This is a genomic window from Ruegeria sp. AM4, assembly GCF_056540665.1.
The window spans coordinates 1-18,931 of sequence record NZ_JBQFXD010000004.1 but is presented as its reverse complement, the minus strand read 5'-3'; the positions used below and the strand labels follow the sequence as shown (position 1 = coordinate 18,931).

Below are 18,931 nucleotides of genomic sequence, written 5' to 3'. Positions count from 1 at the left end.
ATCTAAGCTTTTCTGGCTGCAACTCAAATGAAAGGCCCCTGTCGGATGGAATATGCAAAGCATGACGCCAAAGCCTATGCCCGCGAGAACATGACGGGCATCTGGGCTGCGGCGTTGAACCCGTTCGATGAAGACCTGTCACTGAACGAAGCCGGGCTGCGCGCCAACATACGACACTGGATTGACGATCTGGGCATTCAGGGCCTGTTCATCGCCGGTAAACAGGGCGAGTTCTGGGCGATGTCGCTTGAGGAACGCAAGCGCAACATGACCATCGCCGTCGAGGAATGCGCTGGCAAGGCCGGGACAATCATGTCGATCTCGGATCAGAATATGGACACCGCACTTGAACTGGGGCGTCATGCGCAGAACTGTGGCGCTGACTATGTGGTGGTGCATGCCCCAATGCTCAGCTTCTGTCAGGACCGGGGCGAACTGCTCTATCAGTATTACAAACGCTTTTGCGATGAGCTTGATATCGGCATCGCCATGTGGAGCCACCCGGACAGCGGTTACCTAATGCAACCCGAGGAATGCGCACGTATCGCAGATCTGCCAAATATCGTAGCGATCAAATATTCGGTCCCGCGCGAAATGTATGTGAAGCTTACGCACATGGTTGGCGACAGGATCCATGTCTCGACCTCGGCCGAGCATGAATGGCTGGACAATATCCTGGAGTTGGACTGGAAACTCTACCTCTGCTCGTCGCCGCCCTACCAATTGCAGACGGCCAAGGATCAACGGATGAACGAATACACCCGTCTGGCTTTTGCCGGAAAGGCGGATGAGGCGCGTCGGGTGTTCGATAGCCTGAACCCCGTGCGTGACGCCATGAAACGGACAAAACCCGCAGGCAAACCGACCGCTTTCGGAAAGTACTGGCAAGAACTGCTGGGCCAGACCGGCGGCCGTGTTCGCGCGCCGATGCTGGAACTGACCCAGCCGGAAAAAGAGATCATTCGCAAGGCTTTTGATGAATGCGGCCTGAAACTCTGAGCCTTGTGATATAACTTATTCCGATATCTACATGCGGACAAATTCTTTGCCGTAATGGGCAATGTCGCCAACAATTTTCTCAGAGGGGAGATGCGCATGTCGAAGCTAAGAGCGTTCAACTTCAAAGCCTGGATTGACGAGCATCGTCATCTGCTGAAGCCTCCGGTGGGAAACAAGATGGTGTTCGAGGACTCGGATCTGATGGTCACCGTTGTCGGCGGGCCGAACAAGCGGACCGACTATCACGACGATCCGGTGGAAGAGTTCTTCTACCAGTTGGAAGGCGACATGCTGCTCAAGCTGTTTGACGGGCAGGAGTTCTACGACGTCCCCATTCGCGAGGGCGAAATCTTTCTGCTGCCGCCGCATGTCCGTCACTCGCCGCAGCGCCCACAAGAGGGTTCTGTCGGCCTCGTGATCGAACCAAAACGACAGGAAGGTCAGCTGGACGCCATCGAATGGTATTGTTTCGAATGCGGAACGCGGGTGCACCGGGCCGAAATGCAGCTCAAGTCCATCGTTGACGACCTGCCCCCGGTGTACGAGAAATTCTATGCCTCGGAAAAAGCCCGCACCTGTCCGAACTGCAACGCTGTTCATCCCGGAAAAGAACCACCCGAGGGTTGGGTTCAACTGTAGGCAAACAAAATAACAACAGGGAAAGCCATGGAACACTTCAAGAAAATGATCGCGACCGCCGCCGTTCTGACGGTGACGGCTGTTGCCGCTCAGGCCGAAGAATTTCGGCTGGGCCTAATCACGCCACCGCCACATATCTGGACAAAAGCTGCCGAAGCCTTTGGGGCTGAACTCTCCGAAGCAAGTGACGGCGCGCACAGCGTGTCGGTTTTTCCTGCACGGCAGTTGGGCAACGAAGCCGAGATGTTGCAGCAATTGCAGACCGGTGCTTTGGACATGGCCTTCATGACCGTCGCCGAAGTCTCGAACCGTGCGCCTGATTTTGGCGCCTTCTATGCACCATTCCTCGCCAATGACATTGGCCACGCAGCGCGCATTATCCAATCCGATTATGCGCGTGAAATGCTGGATCAGCTGCCGGGCAAAGTGGGCGTTGTCGGCCTTGGCTACGGCATGGCGGGCCTGCGGCAGATCGTTGCGCGCGGGGATGTCTCCTCGGCTGACGATCTGGCGGGGAAAAAGCTGCGCATCACCCCGTTTGAACCGATCCTCGACTTCTACTCCGCTCTGGGCGCTGCCCCGACACCCATGCCGCTGCCTGCCGTGTACGAAGCGCTTGCCAATGGACAGGTCGACGCGATTGACATGGACGGAGAGTTGATCTGGGTGCTGAAATACTACGAGCACGCCGACACCATCATCGAATCCAATCACATGATGTTCCCGATGGTGGGATTGGTGTCCGCCAAGGTTTGGGCTGGTCTTTCCGAAGAAGATCGCGCCATGATTTCGGATTTGATGAACAAGCACCTGGGCACGGTAGTCGCATCGTATGTCGAGAAAGAACCAGCATGGATTGATCAGATCAAGGGTACTGGCAAGACGTACATCAAGGTCGACCCCAGCTTCTTTGGGGATGTGGCCGACACCTGGAATGCAAAATGGTCTGACAAGTCTGCCGCGCTCGAAGGCCTTCGTGAGGTTGCAGCCCAGACTGCCCAGTGATCGGACCTAAACCATTGCGGGCAGACCGGAAATGGACTGCCCGTTCTTGCTTTTGCAATGATTCCGAAGGTAACTTTTGCCATGACGGACCGCCCAAGCTCTGACCTCGACCTGTTTTCGGATGAAGCCATCCAAACGCCTTATGCCGTCTGGAAAGAGCTCCGGGACATCGCGCCTGCGGTCTGGATGACCCGTTACGATATGTGGGCCGTAGCGCGGTATGAGGACGTCAGGGCGGTGCTAGGGAATTGGGAAGTCTATACGACCGCACATGGCGTCGCGATGGACGATCAGGTAAACGTCGCCACCTCGGGCCCGGGCCGGGCAAACTCTTTGACAAGCGACCCGCCGCTGCATGACGAAATTCGCAATGTAACGGGCGTTCCCTTGCGGCCACGCGGCTTGCGCGAAATCCAGGACCAAGTTGCCGATGCCGCCCGTGCGCTTGTGGATGACATCTGTGCCCGCAAGGATGTAGATGGCATGGAAGATGTCGCGCAGGTTCTGCCAATGAACCTTGTGAGGGAATTTGTAGGACTGCCTGCTACCGGCAAGGAAAACATGTTGAAATGGGCCGCCGCGACGTTCGACGCAATGGGCCCGATGAACGAACTGGGCAAAGCGGCGATTCCGAACATTCAAGAATTGCACCAGTACTGCATCAATGAAGCCGTGCCACCGAAACTAAAACCGGATGGCTGGGCCGACAGGCTTTATCAGGCAGCGGACGAAGGCAAGGTCGAACGCAGCCAGTGCCCCGGCATGATGCGCGAATACATAGGTCCGGCGCTTGATACGACGATATTTGGTATCGGCCATCTGCTTCGCTACCTGTCGTTGGATCGAAACCAGTGGGACATGCTCAAGGCCGACCGCGCGCTGGTGCCAAATGCGATAAACGAAGCATTGCGCATGGATGCGCCGATCCGATCTTTCACCCGGCTGGTACGCGAAGAGACGATGCTGGGCGATGTGCGATTGAACGCCAATGAACGCTTGATTGTGCTCTATGGGTCCGCCAACCGGGATGAGCGGCATTATGACGACCCGGACCGCTTTGACATTACCCGGAACAACCGCGACCAACTGGCCTTTGGTTACGGCTTGCATACTTGCGGTGGTATGCATCTTGCACGGTTGGAAATGACCGCGTTGCTCGAAGCGATGCTGGACAAGATTGACTACTTTGAAACCGACACGCCTACCGTTACCATAAACAACACCCTCCGGGGTTTTGATACTTTGCCCATGAGGGTGTTCGCCGCGTGATCACACAATGCTAAGACGTCTTTCCGCCCGACTGGCTTGGTTCGAGCTCTGGCTGGCTGCGCTGCTGGCCGTTTGCGTCACATTGCTTATCCTTCTGAACATCGTGACCCGCTATTTTGGCGCTGCGTTGTTCTGGGTCGATGAGCTTGCGATATACACGATGGTCTGGATGACGTTTCTGGGGGCGTCAGCCGCCCTACACCACCGAAGCGCAATATCAATCACGCTCGTGACAGACGCGGTGCCAAAGCAAGTCAGGCGCGTGCTGTTGAAATGCGTTGATGTCATCGTATTTTGCTTTGCGCTGTCGATGGTCTGGTTCTGCTGGCGTTGGTTTCTCCCGCTCGACATCGCGCGAGCGGGCTTTGACGCGCAGGCATTTCAGGGGGCCACGTTCAACTTTATCTACGCGGAACCGACGACCACGTTAGGTGTGCCAAAGTTTCTCTTCTGGGTGGTGTTGTGGCTGTTTTCGTTGGGGGCGACCCTGCATTCCGCAATGCACCTGTTTACGCCGGAGCCTCAGATATGAGCGCGGCCGTCTTTATTGTCACATTGCTGCTGTCGGTGCCTGTGGCCATCGTTCTGGCGGTAACCGCGATCTGGTACATTTGGCAAAGTGGCAATACGGTTTTGTTCGACAGCTTCGCCCAGAAGATGTTTGGCGGGCTTGAGAACTATGGCCTGTTGGCCATCCCGCTATTCATGCTCACCGGTGAATTGATGAACGAAGGCGGAATGACCCGCCGCCTGATCGCGCTTGCGCGGGTATTCGTCGGCGGGTTCCGAGGGGGACTGGCCTATATCAATCTTCTGGCCAACATGTTCATGGCCGCCATTATCGGCTCGGCCACCGCCCAGATAGCGGTCATGTCGCGCGCCATGGTCCCCGCGATGGAGGAGGAAGGATATGAAAAGGGCTTTGCAACGGCCACCACTGCCGCCGGAGGGTTGCTGGCACCGGTAATCCCGCCATCCATGATGTTTGTGATCTTTGGGGTGCTGGCCCAAATCCCGATTGGCGAGATGTTCATCGCTGGCATCTTGCCCGGATTGCTCCTTGCAGCGGGCTTTGCCCTGGTGATTGCAATGATCGGCTGGAAACAGCAATTTCCCAAAGGCAAATGGATGACACGGCAAGAGGCGCTGCGTGCCTTTGCAGCGGCGGTCCCGGCCATGCTCATTCCGGTTGCCATCATCGGCGGTATCCTGTTCGGCATCGCAACACCAACCGAGTCCGCAGCGGTTGCCTCCTTCGTCGCGTTCATCGTGGGTTGGCTGATCTATGGTGAGCTCGACCCGCGCCATTTGGGTCAGATGTTCCGGCGAACAGCTGCAAACGCTTCGATGATCTTGTTCATGATCGCGGCGGCCAGCGTGTTCGGCTGGGTCATTATTTACGAAGAACTGCCACAGAAACTCGCAGGGCTGATTACGACCGTAACGTCAGACCCCTTCCTGTTCCTGCTGATCGTCAATGCGGCGCTGTTGCTGGTCGGCATGATCATCGACGGTATCGCGGCGATCATTTTGATCACGCCAATATTGCTGCCTATTGCCACCGGATCCTACGACATAAGCCCCTATCAGTTCGGGGTTGTGGCCTGCTTGAACCTCGTTCTAGGCCTGCTGACCCCACCGGTCGGGATCGGGCTATACATTGCGTCGTCAATGAGCGGTGCAACCCCTGGATCCATCCTCAGATCACTCTGGCCCTTTCTGATTGCCGTGGCAGCCGTGCTTGTTCTGCTCAGCTATGCACCGATCCTGTCCACTTACCTGATCGAGTAACGCGCCGACGACCTGCCGGGTTGGGCGTCTGGGTGCCGGCTTCCCAGACCTGAAACCAACGGCGCAATTTCCTGGCAATCCTGAACCACCCACTCGCGGAACCAGCGAGAATAATAGGTGCTCACCTCGGCGGCGCTGACGCGTTGGTTTTGGGCACCCGCGACAAGGTGTACCGCCATCATTGCCGACATGGCGGCGCGTAAAACGCCTTTTCCTGCCGCTGGATCGAGACGCCCCCCCGCATCGCCAATGCGAAACAGTCGGTGCTGAGCCGGGCTTTCGCTGACCCTCCAGGTTCCATCGGCATACGCCCACCCAGCATCCTGCTGGACCGTTTCGAACCGACGGCCACGTATCAATTCAACCTCGGCAATCCGATCCGGTGTCAACCGGGCCAACCAGCGCCATCCATCTGGCCGCAACGTGATACGAGGCCAATTCTCGCTGACCGACCCATCGCACCGATAGCGATACCTGACGGTCATCTGTGGACCCAATTGCTGCATTCGGCCCGACAATTTGCGATGGCTCAGATTGGCAAAACCGGTGGCGTCGAAACACCAGTCGGCCGTGGCTGACCTTTCGGGCAGGTCGACCGTTACGTGGTCGCTTTGAAAATGGACACCTCGCACCGCGCTACCAAACCGGAACCGAGCGCCCAAAGCCCGAGCGCGTTTGACCATTGCCTGACTCAAACGCTCGCGGCTGATCTGGTAGCCCGTCCAAGGTCCATCTACAGGCCCGCCGAAAGGCAAGCGCGTGACACTCGGCCCCACGACTTCAATACCAAGCGGGCGCGAGGTCGCTATCCCCTCGATATCTGTCAGCAGCCCCAGACTGTCGAAAACGGGACCTGCACCCGGGTGCAGGGTTTCACCGGGGCGGACAGGAGGGGCGGTCTCTCGTTCGATCACCGTGACGCTCAGACCTGCCATCCGGGCGGCTATGGCTGCGGCCAATCCGGCCACGCCCGCACCAATGACAACTATTTCCGCGCGCGCGCTCAAACGCCGCTCGCTGCTTTCCAGGGACCCTGATCGGCCGAGAACGCGATCCGTCCGACCTCATCCACAATCAGGGTCAGCCTGGCCGTTATCTGCTTGCGCCTGAGCCACCGTTCGGGATTTGTCGGATGCCGGGCCAACCGGCGGCTGGCCCCGGTTTCAACCATCACGAACCGGTAAAGGAGCCCCGCAAAACTCAGACCCGTCGCCGCTGCGGCAGCGGTCACATCCGCATCGTTGGCAGCAACCGCGCGAAACGACAGCATGCGGTGTGTCCTCAGACCCTGCGCCCCTCCGCCTTCAACCGTCGCGTTCAACATCCGCCGCACGGCCACGATCCGCGCCTGATACTCCTCTTGATCCACTTTCATGGTTTCGGCCATCGAGAACTGATTGTTCAGCGCTGTATTTATGTAGTCTACGTGCGCAAAGTCGTCATCTTCGATGTGAGGACGACCATTGACGAGAACCTCGCGCGGGCCGGGCACGCCATCCCAAGCAGGCGGACCCTCCAGCCCGACCTCGCTGTCCGTCATCGGGGCCACAAGCCGCCAATTCGTTTGCGGGTGCTGCCCGTACGAGCGCGAGGTGTCCGGCGCAACCGACGGCCAAAAGGCCGAGATCGCAGCGCAGAGTTTGGCGTCCTCGGGAAATGGGCTGCCCAATCCATGCGCCGCTAGGAAATTGACACCGGCGACATCGTCGAAATCAATGCTGGTATCCCATCCCGGCGCGTAGAACCCGGCGGCGTTGTCGGGCAGATAGGAGGTGCAGTTGACCGGTGCGGATGATCCTGTCGCGCTGCTGCCAACCGACCCGGCGGAGCCAACGATGGCTGATACGGTTTCATCTTCGGGCACAAACGGCGCGCCGTGACGACGCAGGTCCAGATTTGGGGCCGTTCGCTGATCACACAATGTCAGCGGCGGAACCCGCCAGATGCCCCTGCCCAGTGAGGATGGCAGATCATTCAACCACCAATCCATCAACGCAGATTGACTGACGTAGGGATAGAAATCCGGAGCTGCCAGAATCGAGTAGGACGGAATGCGCCGACTGATCACGGCAGACAGGCCCGAGACCACGGGCGCCACCCACCCGTCTCCGGTGAAATCGGTATAGTGCAGCGCCTCGTAAGGGCTGACGTTGCCGACCCGCGCTTCGAAGACAATGTCGGCGACATCTTCGAATGTGTTGAGCGACTGCACCTCGTTATCGGGTTTAAGGCGCGATCGTACATGCATCCACTCGGGTGCTCTATGCGCGTTGTTCCGCTGCACGCTGATGTTGAAACTGCCCCAGTTGGAACTTTGGTCCGGCACTTTTGTTCCAATTCGGCGACCGTTGATCGTTGTTGGCTCAATCAGTCTCGGGCGCACCACAGGGCATACAGCACCGGGGCCATGGTCATCTTCGGGCAACATCTCAGCCAGCCCGCTTATGACAGTAAAGGGTGGGCGATCGACCTCGGGCAATCCAAAACCCGAGTCGAACGAGTTTCCGGTCAACAGGTTGGGGCGAACGCCCATATTCGACAAATGAACGCGTCGCAGCTTTTCATTTACGTGCCGAGCGTCGAAATCGACGGAAAGGACCCTGCCCCGAAGGCATTCATCGCCTGAAAACAGCTTGTGGACCGGTACCCAGAAATCCCGATTCTGGTCCAGCCTGTCGGATTGCGGTGTTACATTGAACTGCTGCTGTGCCCGCAGACTGCGGTTGGCGCGGAACGGCCCGAAATCGTTGGTGTTTCCCCGGCGTTGCACAGCAATGTAGACCGCGTATCTGCACGGCATTGCCCGGAACACATGCGGATTATCCTGAGTTCCACGCGGCAGATACGACCGGGACGCGCCATCCCACAAGGCGGCTTCGGTTCCGACCCGCGCCACGCCCGTCCGCGCGTAAACCATATCCGCATGCGCGCCATGCACGGTTCCGCTGGTCTGGCGGTATTCACGAGCAAATACACCAACCGCCATATTCTCGTTCGGGAACTGGGCACGCAGATCGTCCAGAGCCCGCGATGTGCTGGCATAGACAAAATTCTCTACTGCTTCCAGTTCCGCCGGGGTTGGAAAGCGCTGCAGCGCCATACCATCGGGCGCAGCCTGCACGGCGGGCGAGGACAAGGCGTGAAACAGCAGGCTTTGCGCCGGACGACCGGGTTCAATTGGCCGGATCGCCGCGCTGGACACCTCTTCGAACCCTGCAACAGCGCGCAATGCCGAAAGATTGGGGGCCGGGGATGTCAGGGCCGTTTGCAAACCCGAATCTGTCGGGCTCACGCCCATTAGATCGAATAAGGGGGTCCAGCCACCACCGGCCAACCGAACCAAAACGGATTTCAGATCATCAAGAACCGCCACAACAAAACCCTCCAAAAATTGAACAGAAAAATGCTTGTACAATATGCCAGAAAACACTGGATTTGAGAATGCCAAGGCTGTGGGGTTCGTTCCCGATCGAAGCCTTTACAGCTCCAGCGCGTTGGCCGCCTCGGATAACAGCTGCCTGAATCGGGTACTTGATGCCGGTACCAGGGCCAAAACGTGGTCTTTGCCAAGGTTAGGGTTGCGGCGGCGCGCCTCTGCGACCCACCACCGCGCCCGTTCCGGGTTGTCGTTCAGCCATTGGCTCATCCCGGCAAAAAAGGCCATTCCTGCGTGCGACCACGGCGTTTTTGCCGCGATCTCGGCCCATTTCACCGCCGAGGCATAATCCTGACGCGCGATATGAACCCACATTTTGTTACCCGTCATGCCGGGGCGAAACGGGTCGATCGGGCTCAGGTCTATGGCGCGATTTGCATTGTCGAATGCGGTGTCGAAATCACCTGTAAAAACATCCGCCCAACTGGCGCCGTAGTAGCCCCAAGTATAGTTTGGGCAGGCCATCGTCGCCTGAGAGAACCACGGTTTGCTGCCTTCGGGGTCGTGGTCAAGCCAATGGCACCTACCCATCATGAAGTTCGCAAACGGATCGCGTGGCTGCAGCGATAAGCTCTGTTCAGCGAAACGGCGCGCGTGATCTGCTTCGGTCGCAATGTCCGAAGCATACCGCATGAAGGCGTTTTGAAACCGGACAAATGCCATCCCTGCATGCGCGCGGGCCAGTGTGGGGTCCAGGTCTATCGCCCGCTCAAACATCTGCCGGGCATTGTCGTTACCGGCGCGACTGAACTGGCTCATGTGATTGAACCCCAGATGCATGGCAGACCAGGCGTCCAGATTCTCCGCATCAACCGGTCCCAGCGTAGCGCTTTCGTGCTGTGGGATTTCAAGCTCGGCGACCATGATGACGTTGGCGGCAATTTCGGCACGCAAGGCGTGAATGTCGTCAATATTCGCCGTCTTTCGCAAGGCCCAGACAACCTGCGAGCTTCGGGTATCCGACAATTCGGTATCGATGGTCACCCTGTTGCCGGTCAGATCCACAACACCGGTCAGGCAATACCGCGCCTTCAGGATTTGACGGACCTGATTCAGATCGATCTGTTGTCCGCGAAATTTGAACGCCGACCCATGCGAGACCACTCTGATCCACCGCAGACTGGCCAATGTCATGATCAACTCGCGCGGAATCGCCTCTTCCAGCGCTTCGAACTTGTCCATCTCACCGTTTCTTTGAAACGGCAAAACCGCGATCGAAGGCTGCTGGCCAAACGCTTGGGTCAGATCGACGTCCCGCGACGTTTGCAAATTACCACCAGCACCGGCCTGGGCGCGCAGCGTGACCTGCCCCGTGAAACGGAACCCATGACCACGCACTGTATGAACAAGCCCCGCGTCCTGTCCCGACGCCGCCAACACCCGCCTCAGATCCCGAACACGGCTTGAGATCGCGTCCTCGGACACAATCCGCCCCTGCCAGACTTTTTCGACAATCTCGTCGCGGCTGACCACGCGATGCGCATTTTCGACAAGCAGGCACAGCAGATCAAAGACCTGCGGTTGCAAATGCACCGGCTGCCCGTCGCGGCTGAGTTCGCGGCATTCGCCGTCCAGCCGAAAGGGTTCGAACGAATAAATCACCTCGGCAGTCCACTTTCCGAAAACCCTGCATTCAGCATAGTCAGATCGCGTTTCCCCGCAATATCCCGCAAATATCCCAGCAATCTCCCAGCAAGGGCAGCGCCTCTGGACTAGGAAAATTGCATTGAAACACTGAAGGAGGCGGATATGCCCATTTCCGAAACAACCTCGCGCCAACCCGCTCATCCGTTGCCGGGCAATGGCTTTTATCTGACTGATGGCGGCATCGAAACGACGCTGATCTTTCACGATGGGCTCGAACTGCCCCAGTTCGCTGCGTTTGTTCTGCTTGAGACGGAAGAAGGTCGCGCTGCATTGACGCGGTATTTCGAACGTCACATCGCCGTGGCCCGGGCGCATGGCCTTGGTTTCGTGCTGGAAAGCCCGACCTGGAGGTCAAGCCGTGATTGGGGGCACAAACTTGGCTACAGCGACCGCGACCTTAATCGGATCAACGCCGAGGCGATCTATCTGATGCGCACCCTGCGCAATTTGCACAAGGACAGCGTGTCACCATTGATCATCAGTGGCTGTGTCGGTCCCCGCGGTGACGGTTACGTCCCCGGTGAACTCATGACCGCATCTCAGGCCCGGGACTATCACGCGCCGCAGGTCGCCGCGATGACCAAGGCCGGTGCTGACATGGTCACTGCGATCACGATGAACAATTCGCCCGAGGCGTCGGGAATTGCCCTTGCTGCAAAGGCGCAATCCGTCCCGGTGATAATCGCGTTCACCGTCGAAACCGACGGCAAGCTTGCAACCGGACAGGCTCTGTCCGACGCGATCCGCGAGGTCGATGAGATCAGCAACGGCTACCCCAGCTACTACATGATCAACTGCGCGCATCCCGATCACTTTGAACACGTGCTGCGCAAGGACGACAGCTGGATAAGCCGCATTGGCGGCATCCGTGCCAATGCATCGCGCATGTCACATGCGGAACTGGACGAGAGCGAGGTTCTGGATGATGGCAACCCGGCGGAATTGGGCGAAGACTATCGCAGGCTCATGACCCTGTTGCCGAACCTGCGTGTGGTCGGAGGATGCTGCGGCACCGATCACCGCCATATCGATGAAATGGGTCACGCTTGCGCGCATGCGCGCGCCGTCGCCGCACAATAACGAGGCATTTCAGAGCCTTGCGAAAAACCACATGCCACCCTGCCTAGAAATTTGCGGGGTGGCTGACCAGATACAATACTACAGTTAGATTTTACGGAGAGTATTATGACCAACCTTTGCGCCTCATTCTGGCGCCGCCTGATAGCCACAGGACCGCCACTTCGCCTGACGGACGTATCCAAGCTCAGAGACCGAGACAGGCTTGATCTGGGTCTCCCCCCAAAGTCCCGCGCATCCCTGCTTCTGAGCTTGAAGATTTGAAAGGGCTGGCCATCAGGCCAGTTCCTTCCATTCGTTTTTGGCTCGGGCCAGCAGCCCTTCGTCTGGGTGTCCAATCGTCTGGCATTGCTTCATGATTGGGACGGCGAAATTGGCCAGCCTTCTCCCGGCTTCACTGTCCGAGGGGTAGTGCACGCCCAACACTTCGCGATTGCGCGATATTCGTGTCGCCATGTCGTAAAGCGGGTTTCGCACAACTTTCGGATCACCCGCAGCATCGTCGTGCGTGATTTCCATCAGCTTGTTCTCGTCTTGGTCAACGATCACTTCGTTCAGGCAATAAGCGACACACCAGGCCTCGGTCGCATGGGCGCTGGGATACGAAGCGTGCTGGGGCACATCGATCGGCGGTGCCAATCCGGGATGCAACTGCGACGGACGCGGGCGGTCAAAGCCTTTTTTGTATTTGAAGGCCAGAAATTGCGCCACGACGAGCGCCATATGACACAGTTGCACGGTGTAACGGTGCGATAGATAGGTAAACGGCAAGATACCCTGAAAATAACCAATGATCGTGCCGCGCTGCTGAATTGCTTCGCCCATTGCGCCATCGCGGTATTCGATCAGGCCAATCAGTTCCTTCAATTCGTCCTCCAGCTTGAAATCGGCTGCCTCCAACTTCTCCAATCCAGCTGGCGGCAAAATCTCTGGAAACCTCGTACCAGGCACAGTCGAGCTATCAGGGAAGGTCTGGTTAACCGCTGGAACCTGCAGGATAATCTTGGTCCAGTCAGGAATATTGTCTGTACCGCTGGAAAACGCCGCGAATTCTGACAGAAATGCAATCGCGCGATTACCAGGGGACCAGTTCCAAAAGCTGTCTTCTTTGAAGGACCTGTAAATAGCATGCAATGGCACCGGATTGCCCCCGTCGTATCCAACGGGATGGGTTGGCGGCCATTGATTGCCGGGCCACCACTGGTCTTCGACCTCTGATCCGCCCTCCGGCTTGGTGTGCGGCGAAATTCCAAGGCTGAGATAGCTGGGGCTGCCTCCATACCCCGCATCGCCACGCGCGTCGCGGGCATCCCGCGCATCTCTCGCGTCGCGGGCGTCTCGTGCATCGCGGGCGTCAAATGGTCCAAATGATCCTGCTGATCCGGTCATAACAATCTCCTTTCACTCAATATCATTCCGGTGCGCCCGCCTCTGTCAGACGGGCGCGAAAAAGATCGGCGCGCGCTGGGTCGCTGTACAATCGACGGGTGCCTTTGAAGCTCGACATGCGAAAACCGGGCTCGAGCTCCATCAAGCGCGCGACCGCATTGCGGGCCTCGCTGATTTGGCCACGAGCCACATGGGACACTGCAAGCGTCCGTAAGGCCGAAGTGTAGCGTGGGTTTTCCGCCAACCCACGCGACAGCCACATGACAGCGCGGTCAAAATCCCCTGCGTCATAACAGGCGATGCCCAGGAAAACGTAATAGATGAAAAGGCGCTGATCGAGCGGGGACAGACGCAATGCACGTTCGGCAGCCTGTATCGCCTCGTCGGTACGGCCCAGGCTCGACAGGGTCACGCTGGACAAAAGCCACGCAATCGAACTGTTGGGGTTGGTATCGCGCGCCCGGTCAAGATAAATGATCGCGGTTTCGTAATCCCCAAACATATACCCTTGAACATGGCCGTAGGTTGCCAGTGCCAGCGCGTTCTGTTCGTCCAGACCAATCGCCTGTTGGGCAAGGTTCAGCGCTTCGTTGGCGTCGCGTTGCGGATCATCGGACCACCCCTGCCCGACCCGAAGGCTGTGCCAGCGCGCGGCCCACGCGAAAGCGGACGAAAACCCGGGATCGCCCAACATCGCACGCGACAGATGGATACGTGCCTCGTCGAAAGGCTGGCGTTCAAGACTGCCGATCTGATCCAGCGCTTTGAGATAGTCGTCATACGCCGTATAGGATCCCGGCCATTTGCGCAGTGTCCTGCGACGCTCGGCCGAGTGCATCCCGGGCAGAAGATGCACAAGCGTCGATTCCACAATCTCGTCCTGAACGGCAAAAACGTCGACCGAGTCAAAATCCCTGCGCAGGCTGGCCAGTTGCTGCCCCGATGCCGTATCCAGCAGCTCGGTTGAAATGCGAATTCGATCCCCGGATCGGCGCAGTGTACCAGTGATCACATAGCGGACGCCAAGTACCTGACCAACCACGCGCGGGTCGACCGCCTGCCGCGCCAAAGACAGCGTCGATGACCGCGAAATGACCATCAGGTCGCGCTGACCGGAAAGTGAGACCACGATGTCCTCGACAATGCCGGCACACAGGTAACCGTCTTCCTCTTTGCCGCCGATATTGGCCAGCGGGATCACCGCGATGGTCGGTAACGCCTGTTCGATCTTCTGAATGTCCGAAGATGGCCGCCCATCGGTGATCAACTCATGCGCGCCGACGCGGCCCTGCATCTTTCGCAGGTTCAGCATACCAATCGGCCGCGTCGCCAATTCCGGCAGACCCGAGAGTTGTTCGGCCACCGCGTCGGTCAGGATGACACCTCCGACCGGCGCATGTTCCTGCAACCGGGCCGCAACGTTGATGCCGTCACCCAACAGGTCATCCCCGTCGCGCAGGACCGAGCAATAATGCAGCGACACCCTCAACGACAGCCCTTGTCGACGTTGCCGTGCCTTCATCTGTAGCTCGGCGCTCCATTTGACGGCGGAAACGGCGTTGTCGAACGTCGCCATGATCCCGTCACCGGTCAGTTTGACCAATTGGCCGCTGAATTGCTGTAGCAACGGCAGAACCACATCGTCACGCATATCGACCCAGCGGTGAAATGTTCCAACTTCATCCGCACGCATTTGGGCCGAGAAACCAACAACGTCGATGAATGACACGCACAGCATACGCCGTTCAGTCTTGTCGACCTGCGCGCCCTGAACGCCGATGGGTCCACGCGCTCCCGGGGCGGAAATGGATTGTTCAGGTGAGTGAAACAATACAGCACTCAAACCTGTGTCCTGCCCCATCGCCGTGTCGGCCGGGCCGATTGAAATGTCGGCAGTCCCCCAATGACTCATTAAACCAACCACCTCAAAAGGTGCATTATGCGTCGATTCGCGATAAAGTCTAAGCATAAGGTAGGCTGCGTCTGCATTATTTCCAAATACGGGCCAATATTTTCAAACCCGCATCAGACGCAATTTTGGTATTCGAACGGATTGTCAGGGCGCGTGCCCCAGACCCTTCGGACACAAAACGGAGTTTGCGCATGGACCTTGATCTGTTTCTTTTTGCCCCGAACAAGAACGCGCTCGTTCAGCTTCTAATTCGCGCCGAGATCGACCCGCTGCAAATCCTGACTGAACGGGAATTGATTGATCCAGAGCAAAGCAACAACCCCTGGACGCTGGTCGACGAGAACGGCAAGGCATTTCCCGACCCTGATCCGGAAGGGGACAACGGGTACAGCGTTTCTCTACGCGGCCTGGACAAATCTTTGAATCAGGAGGTGTTCGAAAAGCTGCGCGCTCCGGCCCTGATGGCGCCCGAGACCATCGGAATTGAGATATTTCCCAGCAGGCTGGATCTTGCGCTCAGAGGGCAACATTGGTGCGGTGGTACCGGCAAAGGCTATCAGTTCAGCACCAGAGATCAGGCCGAGGCTCTGATCAACCTTTCTGCTCTCAAAGACGCGGGTCTTACTGGGCGCGGGGTCAATATTGTTGTGGTCGATCAGGGAATAAACGAAGATTATGTGACGTCGATTGGCGGTACTTATGGTGGCGGCATGCAAGCCGACGCGGACGGCCAGACCAAACTCCCGGGTGAAGGCAAACACCCTTACGTAAACCTGCGCAAACGGCACGGTTCGATGCTGTTGCGCTCGATCGTCAATGCAGCCCCCGAAGCCAAGGTTTTCGACCTGCCGCTATTGCCCAAGCGCATCGATGATGTGTTGAAGTTTGCCAGCTATGCGTCATCTGCCAAGTTCGCGTTCAAGAACAAATACATAAAGCCGGGCGAGGCCTGGGTGTTTCTTAACGCCTGGGGAATTGTAAACCGGTTTGGCGAGTCGATCCGCGGGGACTATACCAGCAACCCCTCGCATCCGTTGAATAAGATCGTTTCCGATCTGGGGAAAGACGGCGACATCGTATTTGCCGCAGGCAACAACGGGCAGTTCTGCGCAGACCCGCGCGCGCCGGGATATGACCGGATGCCGGGGCAGTCAATTTTCGGGGCCAACTCTTTGCCAGACGTGACCTCGGTCGGGGCGGTACGCCCGGACGGGCAGTGGGTTGGCATGTCCTCACAAGGACCTGGAATCTTCGATTTCGGTGACGCGCGTGACCACAAGCCTGATCTCTGCGCCCCAAGCTGGTTTGCTGAGCCACATGATGCATCGTTGCGCAGCGGCGGCACATCGGCGGCCTCGGCGGTTGTTGCCGGGGCGATCGCGGCATTGCGCCATGGCTGGAAGCCCAACAAGGTCTCGCCCAACGAGATGCGCGTGGCGCTGACGGACAGCGCGCGCAAAGTGGACAAAGGCGCATGGAATGCCAGAACCGGCGCCGGAATCCTTGATCTCGAAGCCGCCATAGAGCTACTGACAGAGCGACACGGCCCGCCCATTCTGACCTGATCTGCATAATCCCCGGCTTGCGTCCAGATAGGCGCGCCTCAGCCGTCGCGTTCCAGAATCCATTCTACCTCGGGCGCCGGAACAAACCGCCATTTTCGCAGCGGACCCGCCATGACATTCAAATAATACATCTCGAACCCATAGGGGGCGCCACAGGGATGGTGCCCGCGCGGGACCAAAACAACATCGCCGTCCGAGACAGCCATGGTTTCGTCCATCTCGCCGTCATCCGTATAGACCCGCTGAATACCGAACCCGTTGGCAGGGTTCAGACGGTGGTAATAGGTTTCTTCCAGATAGGTGATCCGGGGGAAGTCGTCCTCGTCATGACGATGGCTTGGAAAGGATGACCAATGGCCTGCGGGCGTGAAAACCTCGGTGACCAGAAGGCTGTCGCAATAGTCTTCCGCCTCCATCGCGATATTATTGATGTACCGGGTATTTGCACCCTTGCCGCGTTCAGTCAGGGTAATACCTTCAGGCCCAATACGACGCGCCTCGTGGCCGCCTTTGCCCGGCGCGGAACAGATCGCTATCACGCAATCGGTTTCGGCCACAGCAACCCAGTCACTTCCGTCAGGCAGATAGAGGCAATGCGGAGGTGTTTTTTCAAACACGCTCATCCGGTCACCCAGCACGCCCCAATCTTGCCCCGCACCGGTAATCTTTGCCTTGCCTTCAACCATGACCAGGATCACTTCGGTCGTGCCAGTCTCTTCGGCCACCCGTTCACCAGCCCGCAGATGATACAAACCAAACCCGACATACTGCCACCCGGCGCTTTCCGGAGTGATATCATGCACTTTTCCATCTGTGCCGACAGGTTTTCTGAGAAGGTCTGACATATCGCTGCTCCGGGTTTCTGTGCTGTTTTAATCCGATTTCAGGGCTCGCTGCAAATCTCGAAAATCAGGCAATAACACCGCATAAACAACGGGCAAAGTTTATCAGGGCGAGCCGGTGCCGGATCGGGCACGTTTGCGATCAAGTGGCTGTTGCTGATTTGGTCGGCCACAGATCGGCGATGCGTTGAAATTTGACGATCACTTCCGACGCTTTTTAAACAGGTGCCTTTCCAAGAAACCTTTGTTCTCTAACGCGTTCCGGCCGCAAGCCATAGTGTCTCACAAACGCGCGCGACATCGCGGATCGAGACGAAAACCCTGTCGCGGATGCAATTTCAATCAATTGCATGTCCGAATAGGCCAGCAGGCCACCCGCACGCTCCAATCGCAACGACTGATAGGTCGCGAGCAGTTTCGCACCTGTTTTTAGTAGGAACCGTCGTTGAAGCTGACGCACGGACGTGCCAACCAGATCGGACAGCTCGGAAATCCGCAGCGGATCTTCGATGTTCTCCAGCATTTTGTCCATTGTCTGCACAACCAACTTATCCGCGCTGGCGCGGCGGATGAGCTGGTTTGCGACCTGGCTTTCGATCTTTCGATCTGGCTCTGCCAGCCCCACATATCTGCGCAACGTATCGGCGAGATGCTCGCCATGATCCAATGACACCAAGTTCGCCATCAGCCGCAGCGCACTCAGACGCGTGTTGGCACTATGCGTGCGTCCTTCCGCAGAAAAATGGGTCGCGGTCCCGCTATTGGTTATTCCGCTTTCACGCGCCGCAGCGTCAAAACTGGAATGGATCGCAGCGACCATTCGACCCGATCCGCCGATTTGCGCCAACAGCATTACAGCCCCGCCAACAAGAAGCGATCTGGGTGCCAGGTTCAACACCTGCGCCGCCCAGGATCTCTCTGCGCCAACTGGCGCCCAGGCGAACTCAAAATCGCCCCAAAAGAGAGCTGTTCGCCCGGCCCAGTAGAGCGGACCGCCCACGGGCTCCTCGCACAAAACGCGTAAATTGACGACATAGTTGTGGGTTTCGACCAGCGCGTTGAGTGCGCGGTAGAATTCCACAATTGGTTCCGCCGACGCTCTGTCAGCCTCACATCGCAGAATGACATCAATCTGCTGCACGCGCTCCGAAGCAAGGCTTGTGGGTTTGGCGCAATGCGCGTGATCTTTGCTGACGACGTAGTGTTTCATGGCACCTTGGTCGGGCTGGGTTTGATTGACCCCAGAGAGGGGCCGACCGTTTTCAGTTGAACCCCGCCGATTGTATGGCGGGGTTATGTTGGTTGTGTTTTATTCGGCGGCGTCTTCGTATTCTGACATTGGTGGGCATGTGCAGATGAG

15 protein-coding genes are annotated in these 18,931 nt (G+C 57.9%); 8 read left to right on the top strand and 7 right to left on the bottom strand.

Annotated elements, in window-relative coordinates; genetic code table 11:
- The first annotated feature begins 45 nt into the window (after window positions 1–45).
- From ACR0JA_RS09780 to ACR0JA_RS09755, 6 genes are all read left to right on the top strand, one after another.
- Window positions 46–999 (top strand): dihydrodipicolinate synthase family protein, encoded by a 954-nt coding sequence (locus tag ACR0JA_RS09780; RefSeq protein ID WP_480573415.1) that lies wholly within the window; start codon window positions 46–48, stop codon window positions 997–999.
- Between the two features lie 96 nt (window positions 1,000–1,095).
- Window positions 1,096–1,638 (top strand): 3-hydroxyanthranilate 3,4-dioxygenase, encoded by a 543-nt coding sequence (locus ACR0JA_RS09775; RefSeq protein WP_480573413.1) that lies wholly within the window; start codon window positions 1,096–1,098, stop codon window positions 1,636–1,638.
- Between the two features lie 27 nt (window positions 1,639–1,665).
- Entirely contained in the window at window positions 1,666–2,643 is a 978-nt protein-coding gene (locus tag ACR0JA_RS09770) for a TRAP transporter substrate-binding protein (RefSeq protein ID WP_480573410.1), read from the top strand.
- Window positions 2,644–2,724: 81 nt separating this feature from the next.
- Window positions 2,725–3,912: a cytochrome P450 gene (locus ACR0JA_RS09765; RefSeq protein ID WP_480573407.1), complete on the top strand. Its 1,188-nt coding sequence runs from the start codon at window positions 2,725–2,727 to the stop codon at window positions 3,910–3,912.
- Window positions 3,913–3,919: 7 nt separating this feature from the next.
- Window positions 3,920–4,444 (top strand): TRAP transporter small permease, encoded by a 525-nt coding sequence (locus ACR0JA_RS09760; protein WP_480573404.1) that lies wholly within the window; start codon window positions 3,920–3,922, stop codon window positions 4,442–4,444.
- Window positions 4,441–5,703 carry a TRAP transporter large permease gene (locus ACR0JA_RS09755; protein ID WP_480573401.1) on the top strand — a complete coding sequence of 421 codons (1,263 nt, stop codon included), beginning with the start codon at window positions 4,441–4,443 and terminating at the stop codon, window positions 5,701–5,703. The genes ACR0JA_RS09760 and ACR0JA_RS09755 overlap by 4 nt, the downstream gene beginning before the upstream one ends.
- Here ACR0JA_RS09755 and ACR0JA_RS09750 read toward each other — a convergent pair.
- The 3 genes from ACR0JA_RS09750 to ACR0JA_RS09740 all read right to left on the bottom strand — a co-directional run bounded on the left by ACR0JA_RS09750 (window position 5,688) and on the right by ACR0JA_RS09740 (window position 10,741).
- The gene (locus ACR0JA_RS09750; RefSeq protein ID WP_480573398.1) at window positions 5,688–6,710 is read right to left on the bottom strand and encodes an NAD(P)/FAD-dependent oxidoreductase; all 1,023 of its coding nucleotides are present in this window, start codon (window positions 6,708–6,710) and stop codon (window positions 5,688–5,690) included. The genes ACR0JA_RS09755 and ACR0JA_RS09750 overlap by 16 nt on opposite strands.
- A complete protein-coding gene (locus ACR0JA_RS09745; protein ID WP_480573395.1) occupies window positions 6,707–9,076 on the bottom strand; it encodes a hypothetical protein in 2,370 nt (789 codons plus the stop codon). The genes ACR0JA_RS09750 and ACR0JA_RS09745 overlap by 4 nt, the downstream gene beginning before the upstream one ends.
- A gap of 105 nt (window positions 9,077–9,181) precedes the next feature.
- A complete protein-coding gene (locus ACR0JA_RS09740) occupies window positions 9,182–10,741 on the bottom strand; it encodes a winged helix-turn-helix domain-containing tetratricopeptide repeat protein (RefSeq protein WP_480573392.1) in 1,560 nt (519 codons plus the stop codon).
- Window positions 10,742–10,888: 147 nt separating this feature from the next.
- On the opposite strand from ACR0JA_RS09740, the gene ACR0JA_RS09735 reads away from it, so the two are divergent.
- Complete coding sequence (locus tag ACR0JA_RS09735) at window positions 10,889–11,866, top strand: homocysteine S-methyltransferase family protein (protein WP_480573389.1); 978 nt, start codon at window positions 10,889–10,891, stop codon at window positions 11,864–11,866.
- Between the two features lie 273 nt (window positions 11,867–12,139).
- Here ACR0JA_RS09735 and ACR0JA_RS09730 read toward each other — a convergent pair whose 3' ends face one another.
- Window positions 12,140–13,252 carry a phosphatase PAP2 family protein gene (locus ACR0JA_RS09730; RefSeq protein WP_480573386.1) on the bottom strand — a complete coding sequence of 371 codons (1,113 nt, stop codon included), beginning with the start codon at window positions 13,250–13,252 and terminating at the stop codon, window positions 12,140–12,142.
- 22 nt (window positions 13,253–13,274) lie between these two features.
- Complete coding sequence (locus ACR0JA_RS09725) at window positions 13,275–15,164, bottom strand: tetratricopeptide repeat protein (RefSeq protein ID WP_480573383.1); 1,890 nt, start codon at window positions 15,162–15,164, stop codon at window positions 13,275–13,277.
- A gap of 191 nt (window positions 15,165–15,355) precedes the next feature.
- Between ACR0JA_RS09725 and ACR0JA_RS09720 the strand changes: the two genes are divergently transcribed.
- Window positions 15,356–16,729 carry a S8 family serine peptidase gene (locus tag ACR0JA_RS09720; protein WP_480573380.1) on the top strand — a complete coding sequence of 458 codons (1,374 nt, stop codon included), beginning with the start codon at window positions 15,356–15,358 and terminating at the stop codon, window positions 16,727–16,729.
- Window positions 16,730–16,767: 38 nt separating this feature from the next.
- On the opposite strand, the gene iolB is transcribed toward ACR0JA_RS09720, so the two are convergent.
- Window positions 16,768–17,574 carry a 5-deoxy-glucuronate isomerase gene (iolB, locus tag ACR0JA_RS09715; RefSeq protein WP_480573377.1) on the bottom strand — a complete coding sequence of 269 codons (807 nt, stop codon included), beginning with the start codon at window positions 17,572–17,574 and terminating at the stop codon, window positions 16,768–16,770.
- Window positions 17,575–17,788: 214 nt separating this feature from the next.
- Complete coding sequence (locus tag ACR0JA_RS09710) at window positions 17,789–18,781, bottom strand: helix-turn-helix domain-containing protein (protein WP_480573375.1); 993 nt, start codon at window positions 18,779–18,781, stop codon at window positions 17,789–17,791.
- Window positions 18,782–18,931 lie beyond the last annotated feature (150 nt).